Origin of the sequence: Plantactinospora alkalitolerans, from assembly GCF_015690345.1 — a bacterium.
Classification (GTDB): Bacteria; Actinomycetota; Actinomycetes; order Mycobacteriales; family Micromonosporaceae; genus Plantactinospora; species Plantactinospora alkalitolerans.
The window spans coordinates 1-18,348 of record NZ_JADPUN010000272.1; the positions used below are offsets into that span (position 1 = coordinate 1).

The 18,348-nt window shown below is 70.0% G+C and carries 18 protein-coding genes; 12 read left to right on the top strand and 6 right to left on the bottom strand.

What is annotated here, in order from left to right; translation table 11 throughout:
* Window positions 1-31 precede the first annotated feature (31 nt).
* Together I0C86_RS31530 and I0C86_RS31535 are read left to right on the top strand one after the other, a co-directional pair.
* Window positions 32-553 (top strand): hypothetical protein, encoded by a 522-nt coding sequence (locus I0C86_RS31530; RefSeq protein WP_196204962.1) that lies wholly within the window; start codon window positions 32-34, stop codon window positions 551-553.
* Window positions 550-1,545: a glycosyltransferase family 2 protein gene (locus tag I0C86_RS31535; protein ID WP_196204963.1), complete on the top strand. Its 996-nt coding sequence runs from the start codon at window positions 550-552 to the stop codon at window positions 1,543-1,545. The genes I0C86_RS31530 and I0C86_RS31535 overlap by 4 nt, the downstream gene beginning before the upstream one ends.
* Before the next feature lie 29 nt (window positions 1,546-1,574).
* On the opposite strand, the gene I0C86_RS31540 is transcribed toward I0C86_RS31535, so the two are convergent.
* Complete coding sequence (locus I0C86_RS31540; RefSeq protein ID WP_196204964.1) at window positions 1,575-2,396, bottom strand: alpha/beta hydrolase; 822 nt, start codon at window positions 2,394-2,396, stop codon at window positions 1,575-1,577.
* Window positions 2,397-2,473: 77 nt separating this feature from the next.
* Window positions 2,474-2,740 carry a hypothetical protein gene (locus I0C86_RS31545; protein WP_196204994.1) on the bottom strand — a complete coding sequence of 89 codons (267 nt, stop codon included), beginning with the start codon at window positions 2,738-2,740 and terminating at the stop codon, window positions 2,474-2,476.
* A 243-nt stretch (window positions 2,741-2,983) separates the two neighbouring features.
* On the opposite strand from I0C86_RS31545, the gene I0C86_RS31550 reads away from it, so the two are divergent.
* Window positions 2,984-3,388: a PAS domain S-box protein gene (locus tag I0C86_RS31550; RefSeq protein WP_196204965.1), complete on the top strand. Its 405-nt coding sequence runs from the start codon at window positions 2,984-2,986 to the stop codon at window positions 3,386-3,388.
* Window positions 3,385-3,774, top strand: coding sequence for a hypothetical protein (locus I0C86_RS31555; protein ID WP_196204966.1), 390 nt, complete (start codon window positions 3,385-3,387; stop codon window positions 3,772-3,774). Before I0C86_RS31550 ends, I0C86_RS31555 begins: the two co-directional genes overlap by 4 nt.
* Window positions 3,775-3,815: 41 nt before the next feature.
* Here I0C86_RS31555 and I0C86_RS31560 read toward each other — a convergent pair whose 3' ends face one another.
* A complete protein-coding gene (locus I0C86_RS31560; RefSeq protein WP_196204967.1) occupies window positions 3,816-4,574 on the bottom strand; it encodes a hypothetical protein in 759 nt (252 codons plus the stop codon).
* Between the two features lie 305 nt (window positions 4,575-4,879).
* Here I0C86_RS31560 and I0C86_RS31565 point away from each other — a divergent pair, with 305 nt between their 5' ends.
* The 6 genes from I0C86_RS31565 (at window position 4,880) to I0C86_RS31590 (ending at window position 12,001) form a co-directional block, all read left to right on the top strand.
* Window positions 4,880-5,977: an Ig-like domain-containing protein gene (locus I0C86_RS31565; protein WP_196204968.1), complete on the top strand. Its 1,098-nt coding sequence runs from the start codon at window positions 4,880-4,882 to the stop codon at window positions 5,975-5,977.
* Window positions 5,978-6,023: 46 nt separating this feature from the next.
* Window positions 6,024-7,139 carry an Ig-like domain-containing protein gene (locus I0C86_RS31570; RefSeq protein ID WP_196204969.1) on the top strand — a complete coding sequence of 372 codons (1,116 nt, stop codon included), beginning with the start codon at window positions 6,024-6,026 and terminating at the stop codon, window positions 7,137-7,139.
* 174 nt (window positions 7,140-7,313) lie between these two features.
* Complete coding sequence (locus I0C86_RS31575; protein ID WP_196204970.1) at window positions 7,314-8,441, top strand: FG-GAP-like repeat-containing protein; 1,128 nt, start codon at window positions 7,314-7,316, stop codon at window positions 8,439-8,441.
* Between the two features lie 39 nt (window positions 8,442-8,480).
* Window positions 8,481-9,593, top strand: a complete 1,113-nt coding sequence (locus tag I0C86_RS31580; protein WP_196204971.1) for an Ig-like domain-containing protein — start codon at window positions 8,481-8,483, stop codon at window positions 9,591-9,593.
* 52 nt (window positions 9,594-9,645) lie between these two features.
* Complete coding sequence (locus I0C86_RS31585; protein ID WP_196204972.1) at window positions 9,646-10,758, top strand: Ig-like domain-containing protein; 1,113 nt, start codon at window positions 9,646-9,648, stop codon at window positions 10,756-10,758.
* A gap of 148 nt (window positions 10,759-10,906) precedes the next feature.
* The gene (locus tag I0C86_RS31590) at window positions 10,907-12,001 is read left to right on the top strand and encodes an FG-GAP repeat domain-containing protein (RefSeq protein WP_196204973.1); all 1,095 of its coding nucleotides are present in this window, start codon (window positions 10,907-10,909) and stop codon (window positions 11,999-12,001) included.
* Here the strand turns inward: I0C86_RS31590 and I0C86_RS31595 are convergent.
* The 3 genes from I0C86_RS31595 to I0C86_RS31605 all read right to left on the bottom strand — a co-directional run bounded on the left by I0C86_RS31595 (window position 11,979) and on the right by I0C86_RS31605 (window position 15,798).
* A complete protein-coding gene (locus I0C86_RS31595; RefSeq protein ID WP_196204995.1) occupies window positions 11,979-13,739 on the bottom strand; it encodes a 3-hydroxyacyl-CoA dehydrogenase NAD-binding domain-containing protein in 1,761 nt (586 codons plus the stop codon). The two genes, I0C86_RS31590 and I0C86_RS31595, sit on opposite strands and share 23 nt — an antisense overlap.
* Before the next feature lie 197 nt (window positions 13,740-13,936).
* A complete protein-coding gene (locus tag I0C86_RS31600; RefSeq protein ID WP_196204974.1) occupies window positions 13,937-14,986 on the bottom strand; it encodes an alpha/beta hydrolase in 1,050 nt (349 codons plus the stop codon).
* Window positions 14,987-15,228: 242 nt separating this feature from the next.
* A complete protein-coding gene (locus tag I0C86_RS31605) occupies window positions 15,229-15,798 on the bottom strand; it encodes an FHA domain-containing protein (RefSeq protein ID WP_196204975.1) in 570 nt (189 codons plus the stop codon).
* Between the two features lie 267 nt (window positions 15,799-16,065).
* On the opposite strand from I0C86_RS31605, the gene I0C86_RS31610 reads away from it, so the two are divergent.
* Both I0C86_RS31610 and I0C86_RS31615 read left to right on the top strand, forming a co-directional pair.
* A complete protein-coding gene (locus I0C86_RS31610) occupies window positions 16,066-17,562 on the top strand; it encodes an aldehyde dehydrogenase family protein (protein ID WP_196204976.1) in 1,497 nt (498 codons plus the stop codon).
* A 79-nt stretch (window positions 17,563-17,641) separates the two neighbouring features.
* Window positions 17,642-18,304 (top strand): class I SAM-dependent methyltransferase, encoded by a 663-nt coding sequence (locus I0C86_RS31615; protein WP_196204977.1) that lies wholly within the window; start codon window positions 17,642-17,644, stop codon window positions 18,302-18,304.
* The last annotated feature ends 44 nt before the right edge of the window (window positions 18,305-18,348 follow it).

Genomic DNA, 18,348 nt, shown 5'->3' on the forward strand with positions numbered 1-18,348 from the left:
TAGGGTCGGAGATGAGTATAAGAGACAGGGCGTGCTGGCCGCCGCGCCGCGCCGCCGCCTGGAAACCACCGGCCGTCCCCTGCTGGTACGCGCCTACTACGCGATCAACGGACGGCATCCGGCCTACCGCGACGCCCTGTTCGGTCGGGGCGCGATCGCGCTCGCCGAGGCGGGCCGACGGCGGTTCGGGCCGTTTCCCGACGTCATCGCCGACGATCTCTTCCTCGACTCGCTCTTCGGGAACGCCGAGAAACGGGAGGTGACCGAGGTGTCGACGCTGGTCGCCACGCCCCGGCGGACGGCCGACCTGCTGCGCCGGCTCGGCCGGGTCCGGGCCGGCAATGCCGCCCTGCGCGCCACCGACGAGCAGGTCCGCCGGGCCCGCCGGGCGTCCTGGCTGGTCGACGTCGTGCTGCCCCGGCCGTGGCTGATCCCGGCCGGGATCTGTTACGCCGGGCTGACCGTGCTGGCCGCGACGGCGGCTCGGCGACCAGCCACCCAGAACCGATGGGGGCGGGACGAGTCCAGCCGAACGACGGGAGCGGCGCCGTGAATCCGCTGGTGAGCGTGGTCGTCGTCTCCTACGAGACCCGCGAGTTGATCCTCACCGCCCTGGCCACCCTGCGAGCGGCCTGCCCGGCCGAGCCGTACGAGGTCATCGTGGTCGACAACGCGTCGACGGACGACTCGGCGGCCGCGGTGGCGGCGCAGTTTCCGGATGCCCGGGTCGTACGGCTGGCCGACAACGTCGGCTTCGGCCGGGCCGTCAACGTCGGCGCGGCCCGGGCCCGGGGCGACTGGCTGTTGTTGCTGAATCCGGACACCGAGCCGGTCGGCAACGTCATCGGGGAGTTGCTGGAGTTCACCCGTGCCCATCCGGGGCACGGCATCTACGCCGGCCGTACCCTCGGGGTCGACGGCACCGACGACGGCCACTCGGTGTTCGGGCCACCCTCGTTGTGGACGCTCACCTGTTTCGCCACTGGCCTGTCCAAGCTGTTTCCGCGGTCCCGGCGGTTCAACCGGGAGGCGCTGCCCTGGCTGGACCGGGCGACCCCGGTCCGGGTGCCGGCCGCGTCCGGCTGCCTGCTGCTGGTCCGGCGCTCGCTCTTCGCCCAACTCGACGGCTTCACCCCGGACTACTTCATGTACAACGAGGACCTCGACCTCTGCCTGCGGGCCACGGCGATCGGCGCCAGTCCCATGCTGGTGCCGACGGCCCGGGTGGTGCACGTGGGCGGCGCCGCGTCGACCAGCGCCGGCAAGCGGGTCATGCTGCTGCGTGGCCAGGTCACTTTCCTCCGGCTGCGCTGGTCCCCCGCCCGGGCTGCGGCAGGCCGGACACTGCTGCTGGTCGGGATCGCGGTCCGGGCGGTGGGCGCCCGGCTGACCGGTCGGGCCGGCTACTGGCGCGAGGTGTGGCGGCAGCGGCGTACCTGGCTGGCCGGTTGGCCACCGGCCGGCGGCCTGGCCCCGATCGAGGTCGTCGACCCGGTTCCGCCCAACCCGAGGGGGACCCCGCAACCCTCGGCCGACAGCCACTGACCCTGGCGGCGGCACCTGCGGCGGTGGCGTCAGCCCGGATCGGCCGGGCCACCTCCCGGCGTGGCGCCCGGCGTCGGCTGATCGGCGAACGCCGCCACGGTCCGGTCGGCGTACGCGCTGGCGTCGCCGGTCTCCATCGGACCGTCCCAGACCGTGGGCAGCGGTAAGGACACCGCCGGGTTGACCCGCCGGACCACCTCATCCAGCACGGTCTCGGCGTCGCCGACCCAGAGGTGCTTCGCACCCGGTACGCCGACCACCTCGGCCTGGGGCACGGCCGCGAACCGGCGGCGGGCCTCGTCCGGTCGAAGGTAGTCGTCGAACTCGGGTACCAGTGCGGTCAGTGGCCTGCCGGACTCGGCCCACCGGGCCAGGTCGTCCTCGGTGGTGGTCCGCAGCGGCGGGGAGAGCAGGATCGCGCCGACGATTCCGGGGTCACAGCCGTGTCGCAGGGTCAGGTCGGTGCCGAAGGACCAGCCGAGCAGCCAGATGTCCGGCAGTTCGGCGAACTCGGCGTACTCGATCGCCGCCGCGACGTCGAACCGTTCGGCCTCTCCGGCGTCGAAGGTCCCCTCGCTGGTGCCGCGCACGCTGGTGGTGCCCCTGGTGTTGAACCGCAGCACCGCCAGATCGGCCAGGGCGGGCAACCGCCAGGCCGCCTTGCGGAACACGTGACTGTCCATCATCCCGCCGTGGGTGGGCAGCGGGTGCAGGCAGACCAGGGTGGCGACCGGATCCCGGTCGGCGGGTGTCGCCAGCTCGCCGACCAGCCGGAGGCCGTCGGCGGTGTGCAGTTCGATGTCCTCCCGGCGGCCGGGCAGGATGCTGGAGGCACGGATCGCTGGGCTCACGGGAATCAGTCTTACCCGCGACGGCCGGTCGGAACAGCCGACCTGGAACACCGTGACGAAGATCCCTGAAGAATTGGTCAGCCGTACCGGGGGGCGCTGCGGGAGCGCTCCACGCCGGGTGACCGTCGGTCCCGGGCCCGCCAGCAGCCGGTGTGCCAGTGCCGGCGGTCGGTCAGGTCGCCCCGGCCGTCGGCGGGCCAGGCGACCAGGTGGGCCACCCCGGGGCGGATCTCCTGGGCGCAGCCGGGGCAGCGGTACGTCTTGACGGCGCCGGAGCCGGAAATGCTCCGTACCTGCCACTCGCCGTCCCGCCAGCTCTGCACGGACTCGACGCCGCGCCGCATCCGCTCGTCCTCCAGCGGGGCGGCGCCCTCGGGGCGAGGACGGTTACGACGCGGACTCACGTTCTCCAGCGTACGACGCAGATGTCCGGGCCACCCGCGGCACCACACCGCGCCCATCCGTCACTCAAAGTGACGGTTTGACGACTGTTCGGCAAGGTGAATCACGTCTAGCGTTTCCCACACTGGCAGTACTGCCAGTGGTGCTCGCCGGTGGCCCACTACCGGCGCAGACGAGGGAACACCATGAACAGCGACGACGCTCTGCGGATGGCCGCCGAGGAACTCGAACTCACCTCCGAACTCGCCATCACCATGTTCGAGTTCAATCCCGACGCGATCGTCATCGTCGACGAGGACGGCCGGATCAAGCGCAGTAACCGGCAGGCGACCTTCCTGTTCGGCTACAGCAAGCAGGAACTGCGGGGGATGAAGGTCGACAATCTGTTGCCGGAGCCGCTCCGCGACGCGCACGAGACGCACCGGGCCGGATTCATGGCCGATCCGCGGATGCGGAGCATGGGTGTCGACCTCGACCTGCGGGCCCGGAAGAAGAACGGTGTCGAGGTGCCGGTGCTGATCAACCTCTCACCGGTGGCCACCGCGCAGGGGCTGTTCACCATCGCCTCGATCCGGCGGCGTGGCGGGTGACTCCCGAACTGGCGATCTCCGCGGTGTCGACGCTGGTGGCGATCGTCGCGTTCGTTCTCACGGTGACCCGGAGGCGGCATTCGGAGACGGCGGCACTGGCCGAGCGGCTGGCCAAGCTGGAGACCAAGGTCGACGTGTTCTGGCGGGGGGTGTCGTTCGACGCGGCCCGGCTGCTGCATTCACCGCATCCCGAGTTCGCCCGCCGGGACGAACTGCTGGAGCGGTTTCAGGCACAGGAGCTGACCGGCGCCGAGGCGCGGGAACTGGGGACGATGATGTCGGCGGTCCTCAAGGACAAGAAGGCGGAGCCGGGCCAGCAGATGGCGGCCTCGGTGATCCTGCGGTATCTGAGCGCCTGGTACGAGGCCACGGAGGCCGGCTGGTAGGGGGTGACCTTCCCCGACCCGCCGGCCCCCGGGCGCGCCCCTCAGATCACCACCTGCCGTCGGCTGTCGTGCCACAGGTTGGTGTTCTCCCAACTGAGGCCGAGCTGGCGCGGCCGGGCGATGACCCCGTACCGGTGGTTGCGCCCGAAGGTGTTGTTCCGGAACACGATGTTCGAGCCGACCGCGTCGGCGCGTACGGAGACGGTGTAGTCGCCGCCGTCGCAGTAGTTGTCCTCGAACAGCAGGTCGGACACCAACCGCCCGCCCGTGGACGTGATCGTGAGGCAGGCGCTCATCGGGTCCCCACTCGCCCGGTACGCGTCCAGGCGGTTGTGCCGGACGAGGATCCCGCTGCCGCCGGCGGTCTGCAGGAGATCGTTGTGCCCGCCGCCGGACCGGACCAGGTCGTGGATCCAGCAGTCCAGGATGCTGGTCCGGTTGCCCAGCCGGGGCCCGTCCACCACGTCGTGGATGTCGACCCGGCGCAGCGTGTAGTCGCCGGGCGAGACGGCCGGACCGGCAATTCCCCTGCCGTCGATCTCCACGTCCTCGACGAGCAGGCCACGGGCCTGACCGAAGGTGCGGATCGGGCACGAGGCGTCCGGAGCGACGATTCTCGACTTCCGGATCACGACGTTCTTGGCGTAGACGTTGACCCGTCCACTGATATGCAGGTTGGTGAGGACCTGGCCGTCGGTCTTCAGTTCCAGTGAACCCGTGGAACCGAGTACGGCTCCGACCGGAACACCTGTTGTCATCGGCCCGGGCCAGTCGGTGAGCGGGATCTGTGGTGTCGACATTTTCCCCCCTGGAGCAATCGGCGCCACACTGCACCGAATACGACCAGGCTACAAGTAGGAACAGATCTGTACATGTACGAATTAGACAGATCGAGGACAATGTAATCTAGCTTATTCAGAAATATACGGCGAACGATTCAGAGCCCGGACGAAGTGATCAAATAGCCCTTGAGCTGCGATAAGTCCCAGCCGTCGGGGCTGTCGGATCACGGTCAACATGCTATTTATCTCCACAAACACGGTTACCGTCCGCAAACAGGCATCAGTCGGAGCGGACTGACCGATCCGGCTCGTAGGAGGGCGTCATGTGGAAGAGGCGTATCGCGGCAGCGGCCGGATTGGCGATCCTGGCCACGATGGCGGCGAACCCCACCCCGGGCCAGGCGGCTGGTCCGGGCGACTCCATCACCGGTGACTTCAACGTCGACGGGCTTCCCGACATCGTGGTGCTCGGTTCCGTCGAGCCCGACCTCTGTTCGGTCGTCGTCCGGTACGGCAGCAGCCCCGGCGTCTACCTGCCGCCGATGGCCACCGTCTATGCCCGGCCCGGCGACAGCAGGGGCACCTCGTGCCCGGACATCGGGGTCGGTTTCGACGCCGACACCGATCCCGGAGACGAACTCTGGATCGGCTGGAGCGCGGGACCCCCACCGTCGCTGTCCTACAACCGGTTGGTGATCGACGACAACCTACGGACGATCCTGACGTTCAGCTCGCCGATCACCCCGACCTTCCTCGGCACCGCGGACTTCAGCGGCACGGGACGCCACACGGCCTTCTCGGTGGGTCACGGCGGCTTCGCCACCTACATCATCGAGAACGGCGTGGGCCGGCTCGGCCCGGAGCAGTGGTGCTCGACGGATCCCCCGGGTTACCAGCTACGGGATTTCGACCGGAACCGGGCGACCGACGCCGTGCTGTCGTACACGCGGGGCTGCGACAACGGCGGCAACGGGGTCGTGGCGGTGCTCGACGACGGCACCATCCACCACCTGGAGACCGATCTGACCGGACGGTACACCTGGACGGCCAGGGTGCTGGACACCAGCGGCGACCGGTTCCCGGACGTACGCACCGTGAACCAGGTGACCGGCGAGACCAACTACTTCATCGGTCGCGGCGACGGCGGTTTCGTCAAGGGGCCCGACGCGAACACCGACACCGTCTACCTGACCACGGTCAAGCCGCTGGCGATCGACGTACTGGCCAACGACTACGTCGCCGCCGAGACCGAGGTGATGATCACTGTGCCACCCCGGTACGGGACGGCGCGGGTGCTCTCCGACCGCCGGATCCTCTACACCCCCCGCGAGCACCACGGGCGGACCGACAGCCTCAGCTACCAACTGCGTCGACAGGGCAAGAGGAGTACCGCCGCGGTCAACATCAAGTTTCCCGACTGATCCTCGAAAGACGCCCTGATACCCCCAGCACCCACAAGGGGACACAATGCGGAACAGACGCGCAGCCCTGGCCGTAACGATGCTCACCGTGCTCGCGATCGGCGCGGTGTCCCCCACCGCCGAAGCCGGCGTGCCCGGAGAAACGCTGTACGGCGACTTCAACTCCGACGGCGTCGTCGACGCGGCCGTACTCGGCTCGATCTCACCGAACCTCTGCTCGACGGTCGTCGAGTACGGCAGCGCGCCCGGCGTCTACCTGCCACCGATCGCGTACACCTATCTCCAGCCCAACGGCGGCGGCACCCCCAACTGCCCCGACATCGGCGTCGCGCTCAACGTGGACGGCGATCCGGCCGACGAACTGTGGCTCGGCTGGAGCCTCGGCGCGCCCGCCACCGTCTCGTTCAACCGACTGGTGCTCCAGCCACCGACGTTCGCGCCCTCGGCGTTCCACACGTCGATGATCGCCCGACCGAGCCTCATGGGAAAGGGCATGTTCGCCGCCGGAGGACGGTTCAGTCCGTACGACGTGGGTCCGGGCGGCGTGCAGAACTTCGTCATCCACGGCGCCGACGTGGCACCCGGTCCGGTCGCGCACTGCACCGTCGACACCCCGTCGATGATCCCGAGCGACTTCAACCGGGACGGCATCGACGGGCTCCTCCTCACCTACCAGCACGACTGTGCCGACAACAGCAGCGGGGTGCTCCGGATCCGTCACGAGGGCAGCGTCGCCCAGATCCTCCAGAACGACCCGACCGGCCGTACGACCTGGGTTTCCCGGGTGGTCAACGCCAACGACGACCGCTGGTTCGACGTCCGGACCGTCAACCAGGCCACCAGCGAGGTCGACTACTTCATCAACGAGACCGTCGGTACGGACACCCTCCTGGTGAGGGCGCCGGACGCGAACAGTGACCGGGTCGCGCTCGCCAGCGTCAAGCCACTCGCCATCGACGTACTCGACAACGACTTCGCGAGCCGGTACGTCGAGGTGAGCATCGCGACCCCACCCCGGTACGGCACCGTCCAGGTACAGGGCGACGACCGCATCGTCTACCGGCCGAACCCCCGGCACGGTCGTACCGACCGCTTCACCTACCAGTTGACCGAAGAGGGCAAGAAGAGCCTCGCCACCGTGAGTCTCACCTTCCCGACCTGAGTCCGGAACCATGCCTTGACCTGCGGTTACATCGTGCCAGCCCGGTGTCGGATCACGGTCAGCACCGGATAATAACGGCAGAAGCGGTCTAGCGTCCCCAATACCCGACCAGACCGTCACACTCCGGTTTCCGGTCAAGCCAGCCAGCACACGTCGACGTACCAGGGAGGCGCCATGTGGCGCAGGCGTACCGCCATGGTGGTGGTGATCGTGATCATGGCCGCGATCGGCGGCGCCGCAGGCCCGGGGCCGACCCTCGCCTGGGCCGCCGGCCGGGGCGAACAGATTCGCGGCGACGTGAACGGCGACGGCTTCTCGGATCTGATCACGCTCGGACTGGTCCAGCCCGACTTCTGCTCGGTCATCGTGGAGTACGGCACCGCCTCCGGCGAGTACGGCCCGCCCGCGGCATCGGTCTACCTCCGGCCCGGCGGGTCCGGGCTGGGCACCCGCTGCCCGGAACTCGGCGTGACGGTGGACCTGGACACCGACCGCACCGAGGAACTGGTGGTGGCCTGGTACCCCGGCCCACCGCCGACCGTCCCGTACAACCTGATGGTGCTGAACACGGCGTTCCAGCCGTCGTTCGGGCTGGTCTCGGCGATCTTCGCGCCCAACTACCTGGGCACCGCCGACTTCAACGGCGACGGACGCGAGGACGTCTACGCGGTGACCGACCAGGGTCAGGGCATCGAGACGTACCTGGCTCCCGGGAACGGCACCCTGGTCCCGGGCCCGGAGAAGTGGTGTGCCCGCCCGCTCCAGTACGAGCTGCGGGACTTCGACCTGGACGGCCGGACCGACCTGGTCAACAGCTACATCGAACGCTGCCTGTCGATCACGCCGGTCAGCGGGGTCGCGGTGGTGCTGGACGACGGGACCACGCAGGAACTCCAACGTGACCCGATCGGTGTGGAGACCTGGACCACCCGGGTGGTCGACACCAACGGCGACCGGATCCCGGACATCCGCACCGTGTCCCAGTTGACCGGCGTAACCGAGTACTTCATCGGCGTCGGCGGCGGCCAGTTCGTCCGGTCACCGAAGGCCAACGCCGACACGGTCCAGCTCACCGGAACCAAGGCGGTGACGCTGAACGTACGCGCGAACGACCAGGCCACCACGCAGGCCACGGTCACCGTGACCGTCCCGCCACGCTACGGCACCGCCCGGGTCATCAGCGGCGGCCGGATCATCTACACGCCTCGGGCGAGCCACGGCCTGACCGATCGGTTCACGTACCAGCTCGCCGAGGGCGGCCGCCGGAGCAGCGCAACCGTAAACATCCGCTGGACCGGATAGCCCAACCCGACAGGGTTGGTGAGCCTGAGGAGGCAAGCCATGAGGGGTAGGCGGATCGCCGCCGTCGCCATGGCGGTAACCATCGCGGCAGTCGGTTGGGTGGTCACGGGAGCATCCCCAGCCGCCGCGGGCGGGCCCGGTGAAAGCATCGTCGCCGACGTGAACGGAGACGCCCGGCCGGACCGGGTGGTGCTCGACATCGTGGTGGCGGCCACCGCCTCCTGCCGGGTGGTGGTCAGCCTGGGGCTGGTCGGCGGCGGGTTCGGGGCGCCGCAGCCGTACACCTACCTGACGCTGCCGGCCAGCGAACCAAACTGCCCGGACATGGGCGTGGGCCTGAACCTCGATGCGGACGTCGCGGCCGAACTCGCGGTGACCTGGTTCGCCGGCCCACCGACGACGATCTCCAACACCCTGCTGGTGCTGGACAACTTCCGGACCACCCGCGGGTTCAACACCGTCTACCAGCCGAGCTACATCGGAACCGCCGACTTCGACGGCGACCGCAGGCAGGACATCTACGAGTGGACCGACCAGGGCGAGGGTTTCGTCAGCTATCTCGCCACCGCCAGCGGGACGCTGGTGCCCGGTCCGGTACGACACTGCTCCGGTCCGCTCACCCACCGGCTCGCCGACTTCGACCAGAACGGCGCGATGGACGTGGTGATCGCGTACATCGAGGGATGTGGCGACTACTTCAGTGGTGTGGTCGTGGTCCGCGACAACGGCGCCATGGTCCACCTGCACGCCGACGTGGCGGGGCTGGCGAGCTGGACGGTCGAGGTCGGCGACGCCAACCACGACGGCCGCACCGACATCACCACCTACAACCAGATGAACGGCGCCATCGCCACCTTCATCAGCCTCGGCAACGGCAACTTCATCCGATCGCCGACGGCGATCCGGGACTACCCGACGGTCAGTGGCGTCAAGGCGACCGGTATCCAGGTCCTCGCCAACGACTACGCCACCGACCGGGCCAGGGTGACCATCTGGACGCCGCCGCAGCACGGCACGGTGAAGGTCACCACCAACGGGACCGTCATCTACACGCCGAACCCCGTCCACGGCACGACCGACAGCTTCGTCTACCGGCTCACCGAGGACGGCAGAACCAGCAACGCCGCGGTCAGTCTGAAGATCATCGGCTGAGCGGGCGGGGCGTTTCCCGTCCATCCGGCCCGCGCCCATCCGGAGGAGCGCCATGTGGAGAAGATCGATCGCGGCGACCGCCGCCACGGCAGCGGTCATCGCCCTGGGGGCGGTTGCGCCGGCCGCCAGGGCCGCCGGACCGGGCGAGGCGTTCTACGGCGATCTCGACGGCGACGGGTTGCTCGATCGCGCCCGGCTCGGCGCCGCGGTCCGCTACTGCCTCGTCCTCGTGGAGATCGGCCAGGCACAGGGGGGTTACCTGTCCCCGGAGGAGCACCGCTACCGGGTGCCCGGCAGGGCCTCTTCGGCCGTGTGTCCGGGCCTGGGCGTTGCCGTCGACCTGGACCCCGTCGCCACCGGGGATCCGGGTACGGCCGAACTGGTGGTCGGCTGGTTCAGCGGTAACCCTGGCCAGCCTCGGCAGGATCTGCTGGTACTCAGGAACTTCACCGTGTCGACCACACTGGACGCGCTCCGCCGGCCCAACATGGTCGGGCTCGCCGACTTCGACGGCGACCGGCGGCTGGACGTCTACGCCTGGACCGACCAGGGTGAGGGGTTCGCCACGTACCTGAATCCCGGCATCGGAACGCTGCTGCCGGGCCCGGTCCGCTTCTGTGCCCGGCAGCAGCAGTACCGGCTCGCCGACTTCGACCAGAACGGAGCGACGGACCTGGTCCTCGCCTACGTCGGCCGGTGTGACGACGGGACGCACGGGGTCGCGGTGGTGCTCGACGACGGCACCGTGACCGAACTCCGCAGCGCCCCCGACGGCGGGCCGGGCTGGACGATCAACGTCCTCTACGCGAACCGCGACCGGGTGCCGGACATCGTCGTGTATCACCAGCAGGGCGGCGGACTGCGCACCTTCCTCGGCGTCGGGAACGGGACCTTTGTCGAATCGCCACTGGCCGTCCGGGACACCGCCACGGTCGCCCTTGCCGGCTCCGTCCGCATCCCGGTGCTCGTCAACGACTCGGCCAGCCGGCGTGCGGCGGTCAGCATCGTCGTTCCGCCGGTCTACGGGACGGTCGAGGTCACCGATGGCCGGACCGTCGAGTACCGGCCCGGCCCGGTGCCCGACCTGACCGACCAGTTCGTGTACCGGGTCACCCAGGACGGCCACACCAGTGACGCCACGGTGGTAGTAAAGATCACTTCCTGAGCCGCAGCGCCGGACCCGTACCCCCGATTGACCTGCTCAAACACCTTGTCAGATGACCGTCAGCGCACGTCACGGCACCCTGCGTGCAACTAATCTCCACCAGAGAGCCAGCCCGGACGAAATCGGGCGGCACAGCCGAGGAGGCACCATGTGGAGTCGGCGCATCGCGATGGTCACCGCAGCGGTGACCATCGCCACCGTCGGCGCGGCGGCGCCCGCCGCCCGGGCCGGCTGGCAGGACGAGCCGATCATCGCCGACGTGAACGGGGACGGGCTCGCGGACCGGAACATCCTCGGCCTGGTGCCCGGCACGTCCGACTGCACGGTGCTGGTCGAGCTGGGCCGCCCCGGGGGCGGCTACGCCACGGCGCGGTCGTACCCGTACCTGTCGTCGGCGGTCTACTGCCCGGACATGGGAGTGGGCCTCAACTTCGACAGCGACGCCCCGGCGGAACTGGCGCTCACCTGGTTCTCCGGTCCGCCGCCCTCGGTCAGCAGCACCCTGCTGGTGTTGGACGACTTCGCCGTCTCGGGCGGTTTCGACACCATCTTCCAGCCCAGCTACATCGGCACCGCCGACTTCAACGGCGACGGACGCCAGGACATCTACGAGTGGACCGACCAGGGCAACGGCTTCACCACCTACCTCAACACCGGCACCGGCACGCTCACCCCCGGCCCGCTCCGGTACTGCTCCGGCCGACCGCAGTACGAACTCGCCGACTTCGACCGCGACGGCGCGATGGACGTGACGATCGCGTACGCCGAGGGCTGCGGCACCTACTTCACCGGCGTGGTCGTGGTGCTCGACGACGGCACGGTGGTGGATCTGCAGGGTGACCCCTACGGCGACGAGTCCTGGACCGTGGCCACGGCGGACGTGAACGGCGACGGCATGCTGGACGTGGTCACCACCAACGGGTCGCGCGGCGCACAGAGTGTCTTCATCGGCACCGGCACGGGCCGCTTCGTCCCGGCCCCGAGGGCGGTCCGGGACAACCCGAGGGTCAGCGGGGCCAAAGCCACCGGCATCCGGGTACTGGCCAACGACTTCGCCACCAGTGGCACCAAACTCACCATCGTCACCGCGCCCGTGCACGGCACCGTACAGGTCACCACGGGCCGGACCGTCATCTACCGGCCGCACCGCAACGACACGGCCCGGTCCGACCGGTTCGTCTACCGGCTGACCCAGGACGGCCGAAGCAGCAACGCCACGGTCAGCCTCCGGATCGCCCGCTGAACGGCTGGGCCGTCGGCTCCCGGAACCCGCGACCGGTTCCGCGCCCCAGGAATCCGGCGGTCACCAGCTTCTCCAGCAGCGGCGCCGGGGCGAGCGAAGGCTCCCGAAGCTCCCGGTAGAGACTCCGCTGGACCGCCAGGGCGATGTCCAGGCCGACCAGATCCAACATCTCGAACGGGCCCGCCGGATATCCGCAGCCCAGCTTCATCGCGTGGTCGATGTCGTCCACCGTCGAGTACGACGCCTCCAGCATCCGTACGGCGTCGTTCAGGTACGGAAAGAGCAGTGCGTTGACCACGAATCCGGCCCGGTCACGGCAGACCACCCCGGTCCCGCCCAGCGCGGCGCAGACCGCCCGCGCGGTGGCGACGGCCTCCGTCGAGGAGCGGATCGTTTCGACGATCTCCACCACCGGCCTGACCTCCGCCGACAATCCGGCGGGGCCGGCGGGGCCGGCGAAGTGCAGCCCGAGTACGTCCGCCGGCCGGCGGGTGGCCATCGCGATGTCGATGACGGGCAGCGTGCCGGTCGTGGTGGCGAGCAGTGCGCCCGGCCGGCAGACCTCGTCCAACTCGGCGAAGAGGGCCCGAACCGTTTCCAGGTCTCCGCCGTCCACCGCCGCCACCACCAGGTCGACGTCGGCCAGTCCCTCGAGCCCGGCGGACTTCTCCGAGCCTCCGGTGCCGGCTGACTTCTCCAGACCTCCGGTGCCGACGGACTTCTCCCGGCCACCGGGGCCGGCGGACTTCTCCGGCTCCCAGGGCAGCACGACGACGTCGTAGCCGGCTCCGGCGAAGACCTCGCCGAGCCCGGCGATCGCGGCGTCGGACCCGATCACCCCGACCCGGGCGACCGGACGAGCGCCGTCGACCGGTATCGCCGACGGGGTCTGGTCGTCGGGTACGACGGTCGACGAGCCCGGCCCGGCGTACCGGTAGAAGCCCTGGCCGGACTTTCGGCCGAGCAGTCCCGCCGTGACCATTTGCCGGAGCAGCGGCACCGGGGCGTGCCGACGGTCCCGGCCGCCCCGCCGGTACATGGTCTCCAGGATCTCGTACGCCGTGTCCAGACCGATCAGGTCCAGCAGTGCCAGGGGCCCCATCGGCAGCCCGCAGCCCAGCTTCATCGCCGCGTCGATGTCCTCGCGGCCGACGTACCGCGACTCGAACATCGCGACCGCCTGGTTGAGGTAGCCGAACAGCAGTGCGTTGGCGATGAATCCGGCCCGGTCGGTGATGGTCACGTCGACTTTGCCCAGCCGGCCGCAGAGCGCCTCGACCGCCTCGACCACCTCGGTCGAGGTCGTCACCGTCCGGATCACCTCGACCAGCTTCATCACCGGGGCGGGATTGAAGAAGTGCATCCCGATCACCTGGCTCGGCCGCTCGGTGGCGACGGCGATCTCGGTGACGCTCAACGACGAGGTGTTGGTCGCCAGGATGGCGCCCGGCTTGCAGATCCGGTCCAGCTCACCGAAGAGCCGCCGCTTGAGGCCGAGCTGTTCGGGCACCGCCTCGATCACCAGGTCCACCTCGCCGAGCGCCGCCAGCCCGACGGCGAAGGTGACCCGGCCGAGCAGCGCATCCCGGTCGGCGGCGGTCAGCCGGCCACGGGTCACGGCCCGGTCGGTGGAACGGGTGAGCGTCGCCCGACCACGTTCCAGGGCGGCCGGGGTGATCTCGACGGCGACCACGTCCACCCCACCGCGGGCGAACACCTCGACAATCCCCGCCCCCATCGTGCCCAGCCCGACCACGCCGACCTGCCGTACGCCGTCCCCGTCGGTGAACTCGCCCACCACTGCTGACCTCCGACTTCGTCGCGGACGGCCGACCGAACGACCGCTAAGCAAACTGTGGCGAGTCTGCCACCCGGCTCAGGCCCGGTTAGGAAGGGGCCCTTCTTATGCAGAAAACGATAAGAAGGGGCCCTTCCTTACAGTAATTCGAGCAGGGCGGCGGCGAACTCGGCGGGGCGTTCGATGTTCGGCGAATGCCCGCAGCCGGGCAGGATGACCTCCTGGTAGCTGCCGCCGGCCGCCGCGTACCGGTCCAGGACGGCGCGGGTCTGTCCGACCATCGGCTGCGGGGGGCACGCCTCGGCACCCGGCCAGCCCGGTACGACGCCGAGCTGGCCGAGGTACGCCAGGTCGAAGAGGGAGGTGTCCGAGACGATCACGTCGGCGTCGCCACGGATCCAGGTGATCGGCGGCTTGGTCGGGACGGCGACCAGTTCGTCGGCGATCCGGAAGTACTTCGGGGCCAGAGTGTTGAGCACGCCCCGGTCTCCGGGCGCGACGCCTGGCCAGTTGTCGGTCTGTTCCATCGTGCCCGGGTAGTTGTCGTCGCCGGTCGCGGTGGAGAGCACGGAGTCGAGCAGCAGTTCCTCGTCCCCGCCGAGCGCGGCCGGATCGGCCACATAGGCCGTACGCAGCACGCTGCGCGGGCTGGTCCGTCCATCGCTGCCCCGGTCGGCGGCGGCCAGCCTGCGGACGAAGTCCGCGCCCGCCGTTCCGCCCCCGGTGCCGGCGAAGTCGGGCGTGGTCGGGGTGCCGGTCAGATCGCGGGTGCCGCCGAACCCGTACGGCGAGACGGGCGCCGCCAGCAGCAGACCAGCCACCCGATCGGGGTGGTCGACGAGCAGACACATCGCCACTCCCGCGCCGAGCGAGTGCCCGACCACCACCGGACGGGCGTCCGCCGTCCCGAACAGCGCCGGCTCGTCGAGCAGCGCCGCGACGTCGTCGGCGAAGGCGCGCAGCCCTCGGGTGGCGTCCACCGGCGCGACCTCGGTGCCGCCGTACCCGCGCAGGTCGGGTGCGACCAGGCGCAGGGTCGCCGGCAGCCGGCGGATCAGGGGCTGCCAGAAGTCGGCGGACGAGCAGTTCCCGTGGATCAACAGCACCGGAGCAGCGTCGTCGGCGCCGGCAACCAGCACCCGCTGCCTGATGCCATTCGCCAGAATCTCGTGTCGCTGGATCTCCATCGAAGCGATCATGCCAGCCGGGCCGAGGCGGCCCCATGTGGCGCGCAGCCATATCTGCGGCCCACTTGTCGGGCCGGGGCACCACCAGCGGCCCACACCACCGGCAGTCCGGATCACCGGCGGCCCACACCACCGGCAGTCCGGATCACCGACGGTCCGGATCACCGGCGGTCCGGATCACCGGCGGTCCGGATCACCGGCGGTCCGGATCACCGGCAGCGGGCGCCGAAGGGGCGGCCGGGTTACTGGAGCACGAGATAGGCCCAGGCCATCGAGCCGGCGAGGGCCACACAACCGCCGATCACCAGCAGCAGTCGATGGGACCGCCGGGGCGTACCCATCAACTGGGTCGGCGCGGTGAGCGCGCCGACCGCGACCGCCAGCGGCACCGGGACGTCGGCTCCGATGGCCGGAACCGCAACCGGACGCGGGGGCGGAGCCGGAGCCGGTGGAAGCAACGCCCGGTGACTCAGCGTGGTCAACTGGTCGGTCACGGCGGCGCCGGGATCGAAGAAACGCAACTCGACGTGCCCCAGCCGGAGCCGGTCCCCGTCCCGCAACTCGGTGCGGCCGGACAGCCGCCGGTTGTTGAGCCAGGTCCCGTTGGTCGACCCGGCATCGGCCAGCAGTACCCGGCCGTCGACGTGTTCGACCGTGGCATGCCGGCGGCTGACCTTGGGATCGTCCAACAGCACGTCGACGCCGTCCTCCCGGCCGATCCGGCGCAGTCCCGGCCGGAGCCGGAAACTCGCGCCCTGCAACGGCCCGCTGGTCACGGTCAGCAGCGGTAACAGATCCAGCTCGTCGGACATGGATAGCCCCCATCGGCCTTGCTCCGGGCCGACGCGGCAACGCCGACCCCAGCCGACGCGGCAACGCCGGCTCCAAGCCGACGTGGCAACGCCGGCCCCCCCGCAGGTCAGCTTCCCATCCGGTCCCGGTCCCGCTCCACGTCCTGCCGGACCGTGTCGGCGTGGCCGGGGAGGGGATCCAGCCTCGCCGATTCGGCGGATGAACCGCGCCGATCATGCTCATTCACGCGTCTACCCGCGAGTAATATTCGGGCCTAGACTCGCGTCATGACGACCGTGAGCGTTCCCGGCGTACCCGCGATCGAGGACCGCGAGCTGATCTCCACGAATCCGGCGACCGGCGAACTGGCGGGCCGGTTCCCGGTCGCCGACGCCGACGACGTCGCCCAAGCGGTCGGGCAGGCCCGGATGGCGGCGAAATGGTGGGCCGGACTCGGCTTCGCCGGCCGCCGGACCCGGCTGCTGCGGTGGCGGTCCCTGCTCGCCAACCGGATCCCCGAACTCGCCGCGCTGTCCCGGCTGGAGACCGGGAAGCCGATCGCCGACGGCGTCGTCGAGGCCGTGAGCGCGATCGACCACCTCGACTGGGCGGCCCGGAACGCGAAGCGGGTGCTCGGCCCCCGCCGGGTACGCGGCCGGCTCGTCATCGCCGAGTTCTCCGCCCACCTCGAATACCAGCCCTACGGTGTCGTCGCGATGATCGCGCCCTGGAACTATCCCGTACTGACCCCGATCGGCGCGTTCGGGTACGCCCTGGCCGCCGGGAACGCGGTGGTCCTCAAGCCCAGCGAGTACACCCCGGCCATCGGGCAGTGGCTGGTCGACACCTTCGCCGAGGTGGTACCCGAACATCCGGTGCTTCAGGTCGTACACGGTCTCGGCGACGTCGGCGCGACACTCTGCCGTTCCGGCGTCGACAAGGTCGCCTTCACCGGCTCCACCGCCACGGCCAAGAAGGTGATGGCCGCCTGCGCCGAGACGCTCACCCCGGTCGTCCTGGAGGCCGGCGGCAAGGACGCGATGATCGTCGACTCCGACGCCGACCTGGACGCCGCCGCCGAGGCCTGCGTCTGGGGCGCCCTCACCAACGCCGGGCAGACCTGCATCGGCATCGAACGCGCGTACGTGGTCGAGCCCGTCTACGACGCCTTCGTGGCGAAGGTGGTGGAGAGGGCGTCCCGGCTGACCGTCGGGTCCGAGGACACCGACCTCGGCCCGATCACCATGCCCGGCCAGATCGAGGTGATCCGACGGCACATCGAGGACGCGATCTCGCGCGGCGGACGCGCCGTACTCGGTGGGCCCGACGCCGTGGCGCCGCCGTACGTCAGGCCGACCATCCTGGTGGACGTACCCGAGGACTCCGCCGCCGTACGCGAGGAGACCTTCGGACCCACCCTCACGATCGCCCGGGTCGCCGACGCGGACGAGGCCGTCGCCCGGACCAACGCGGTGTCGTACGGCCTGGGCGCGTCCGTCTTCGGCCGGCGCCGCGCCGTCGAGATCGCCGGCCGGATCCGGTCCGGAATGGCCGCTGTCAACTCCAGCCTCACCTTCGTCGGAATGTCGACACTTCCGTTCGGCGGAATCGGCGACTCCGGCTTCGGCCGCATCCACGGCGCGGACGGACTGCGCGAATTCGGGCGGTCCAAGGCCGTGACCAGACGGCGCGGGCCCTCGCTGTTGCCCTCGATGACGTTCGAACGGACGTCCGCGCAGGTCGAGCGCATCATCAAGGCAGCCAAAATAATGTACGGGCGGTGAGCGTGGACTGACCGATCGTAGGGACAAAAGGACGACTAAGACATCCCTGGTCGCCCTCCGCATCGGTAGCGTTCGCCAAATGGGGCTGCACGCGTTGCGATTCCGCCTGGTTGACAGCGAGAACTCCTGGGGCGCCAAGCGGCGGCAGCGCCGAGCCGGCTGGCTCGCCGAGACATTTCCAGATCTGGCGCAGATGTCCGTGATCGACCTCGGCGGCCGGGTGAGCACCTGGGCGCAGAGCGCGGTACGGCCGAAGCACGTACACGTGGTGAACCTGGAGGACGCCCCGGCCGACGTACCGGGATGGGCAGAGGTCGATCGCGGCGACGCCTGCGCGTTGCCCCGGCACATCGCCAGCCGCCGCTACGACCTGGTCTTCTCCAACTCCGTGCTGGAACACGTGGGCGGGCACGAGCGCCGGCTACGGTTCGCCGAGACGGTGCACGCGCTCGCCGACGCGCACTGGGTGCAGACGCCGTACCGCTACTTTCCGATCGAGCCACACTGGATCGCCCCCGGGATGCAGTTCACCCCGATCCGGCTGCGGGTGGCGCTGGCCCGCCGATGGCCGCTGGCGCACACCCGCCCCGACTCCCGCGAGACGGCGATGCAGCAGGTCCTCTGGACCGAACTCGTGGACCGGTCCCAGATGCGGCACTACTTCCCGCACTCGCAGATCCGGGCCGAGCGGCTGGCCGGACTGATCAAGTCCCTGATCGCGGTCCAGACGGGCCGTACCTGAAGGAAGGGCCCCTTCTTATCGTTTTCTGTTGTAGCGGGGACCCT

What these genes read in the sequence shown, in the direction of transcription:
- I0C86_RS31545 (WP_196204994.1), bottom strand. Translation starts at nt 2,740, where the DNA reads ATGCGGCGCGGCGTCGAGTCCGTGCAGAGCTGGCGGGACGGCGAGTGG.
- I0C86_RS31550 (WP_196204965.1), top strand. Translation starts at nt 2,984, where the DNA reads ATGAACAGCGACGACGCTCTGCGGATGGCCGCCGAGGAACTCGAACTC.
- I0C86_RS31560 (WP_196204967.1), bottom strand. Translation starts at nt 4,574, where the DNA reads ATGTCGACACCACAGATCCCGCTCACCGACTGGCCCGGGCCGATGACA.
- I0C86_RS31565 (WP_196204968.1), top strand. Translation starts at nt 4,880, where the DNA reads ATGTGGAAGAGGCGTATCGCGGCAGCGGCCGGATTGGCGATCCTGGCC.
- I0C86_RS31570 (WP_196204969.1), top strand. Translation starts at nt 6,024, where the DNA reads ATGCGGAACAGACGCGCAGCCCTGGCCGTAACGATGCTCACCGTGCTC.
- I0C86_RS31575 (WP_196204970.1), top strand. Translation starts at nt 7,314, where the DNA reads ATGTGGCGCAGGCGTACCGCCATGGTGGTGGTGATCGTGATCATGGCC.
- I0C86_RS31580 (WP_196204971.1), top strand. Translation starts at nt 8,481, where the DNA reads ATGAGGGGTAGGCGGATCGCCGCCGTCGCCATGGCGGTAACCATCGCG.
- I0C86_RS31585 (WP_196204972.1), top strand. Translation starts at nt 9,646, where the DNA reads ATGTGGAGAAGATCGATCGCGGCGACCGCCGCCACGGCAGCGGTCATC.
- I0C86_RS31590 (WP_196204973.1), top strand. Translation starts at nt 10,907, where the DNA reads ATGTGGAGTCGGCGCATCGCGATGGTCACCGCAGCGGTGACCATCGCC.
- I0C86_RS31595 (WP_196204995.1), bottom strand. Translation starts at nt 13,739, where the DNA reads ATGGGGGCGGGGATTGTCGAGGTGTTCGCCCGCGGTGGGGTGGACGTG.
- I0C86_RS31600 (WP_196204974.1), bottom strand. Translation starts at nt 14,986, where the DNA reads ATGGAGATCCAGCGACACGAGATTCTGGCGAATGGCATCAGGCAGCGG.
- I0C86_RS31605 (WP_196204975.1), bottom strand. Translation starts at nt 15,798, where the DNA reads ATGTCCGACGAGCTGGATCTGTTACCGCTGCTGACCGTGACCAGCGGG.
- I0C86_RS31610 (WP_196204976.1), top strand. Translation starts at nt 16,066, where the DNA reads ATGACGACCGTGAGCGTTCCCGGCGTACCCGCGATCGAGGACCGCGAG.
- I0C86_RS31615 (WP_196204977.1), top strand. Translation starts at nt 17,642, where the DNA reads ATGGGGCTGCACGCGTTGCGATTCCGCCTGGTTGACAGCGAGAACTCC.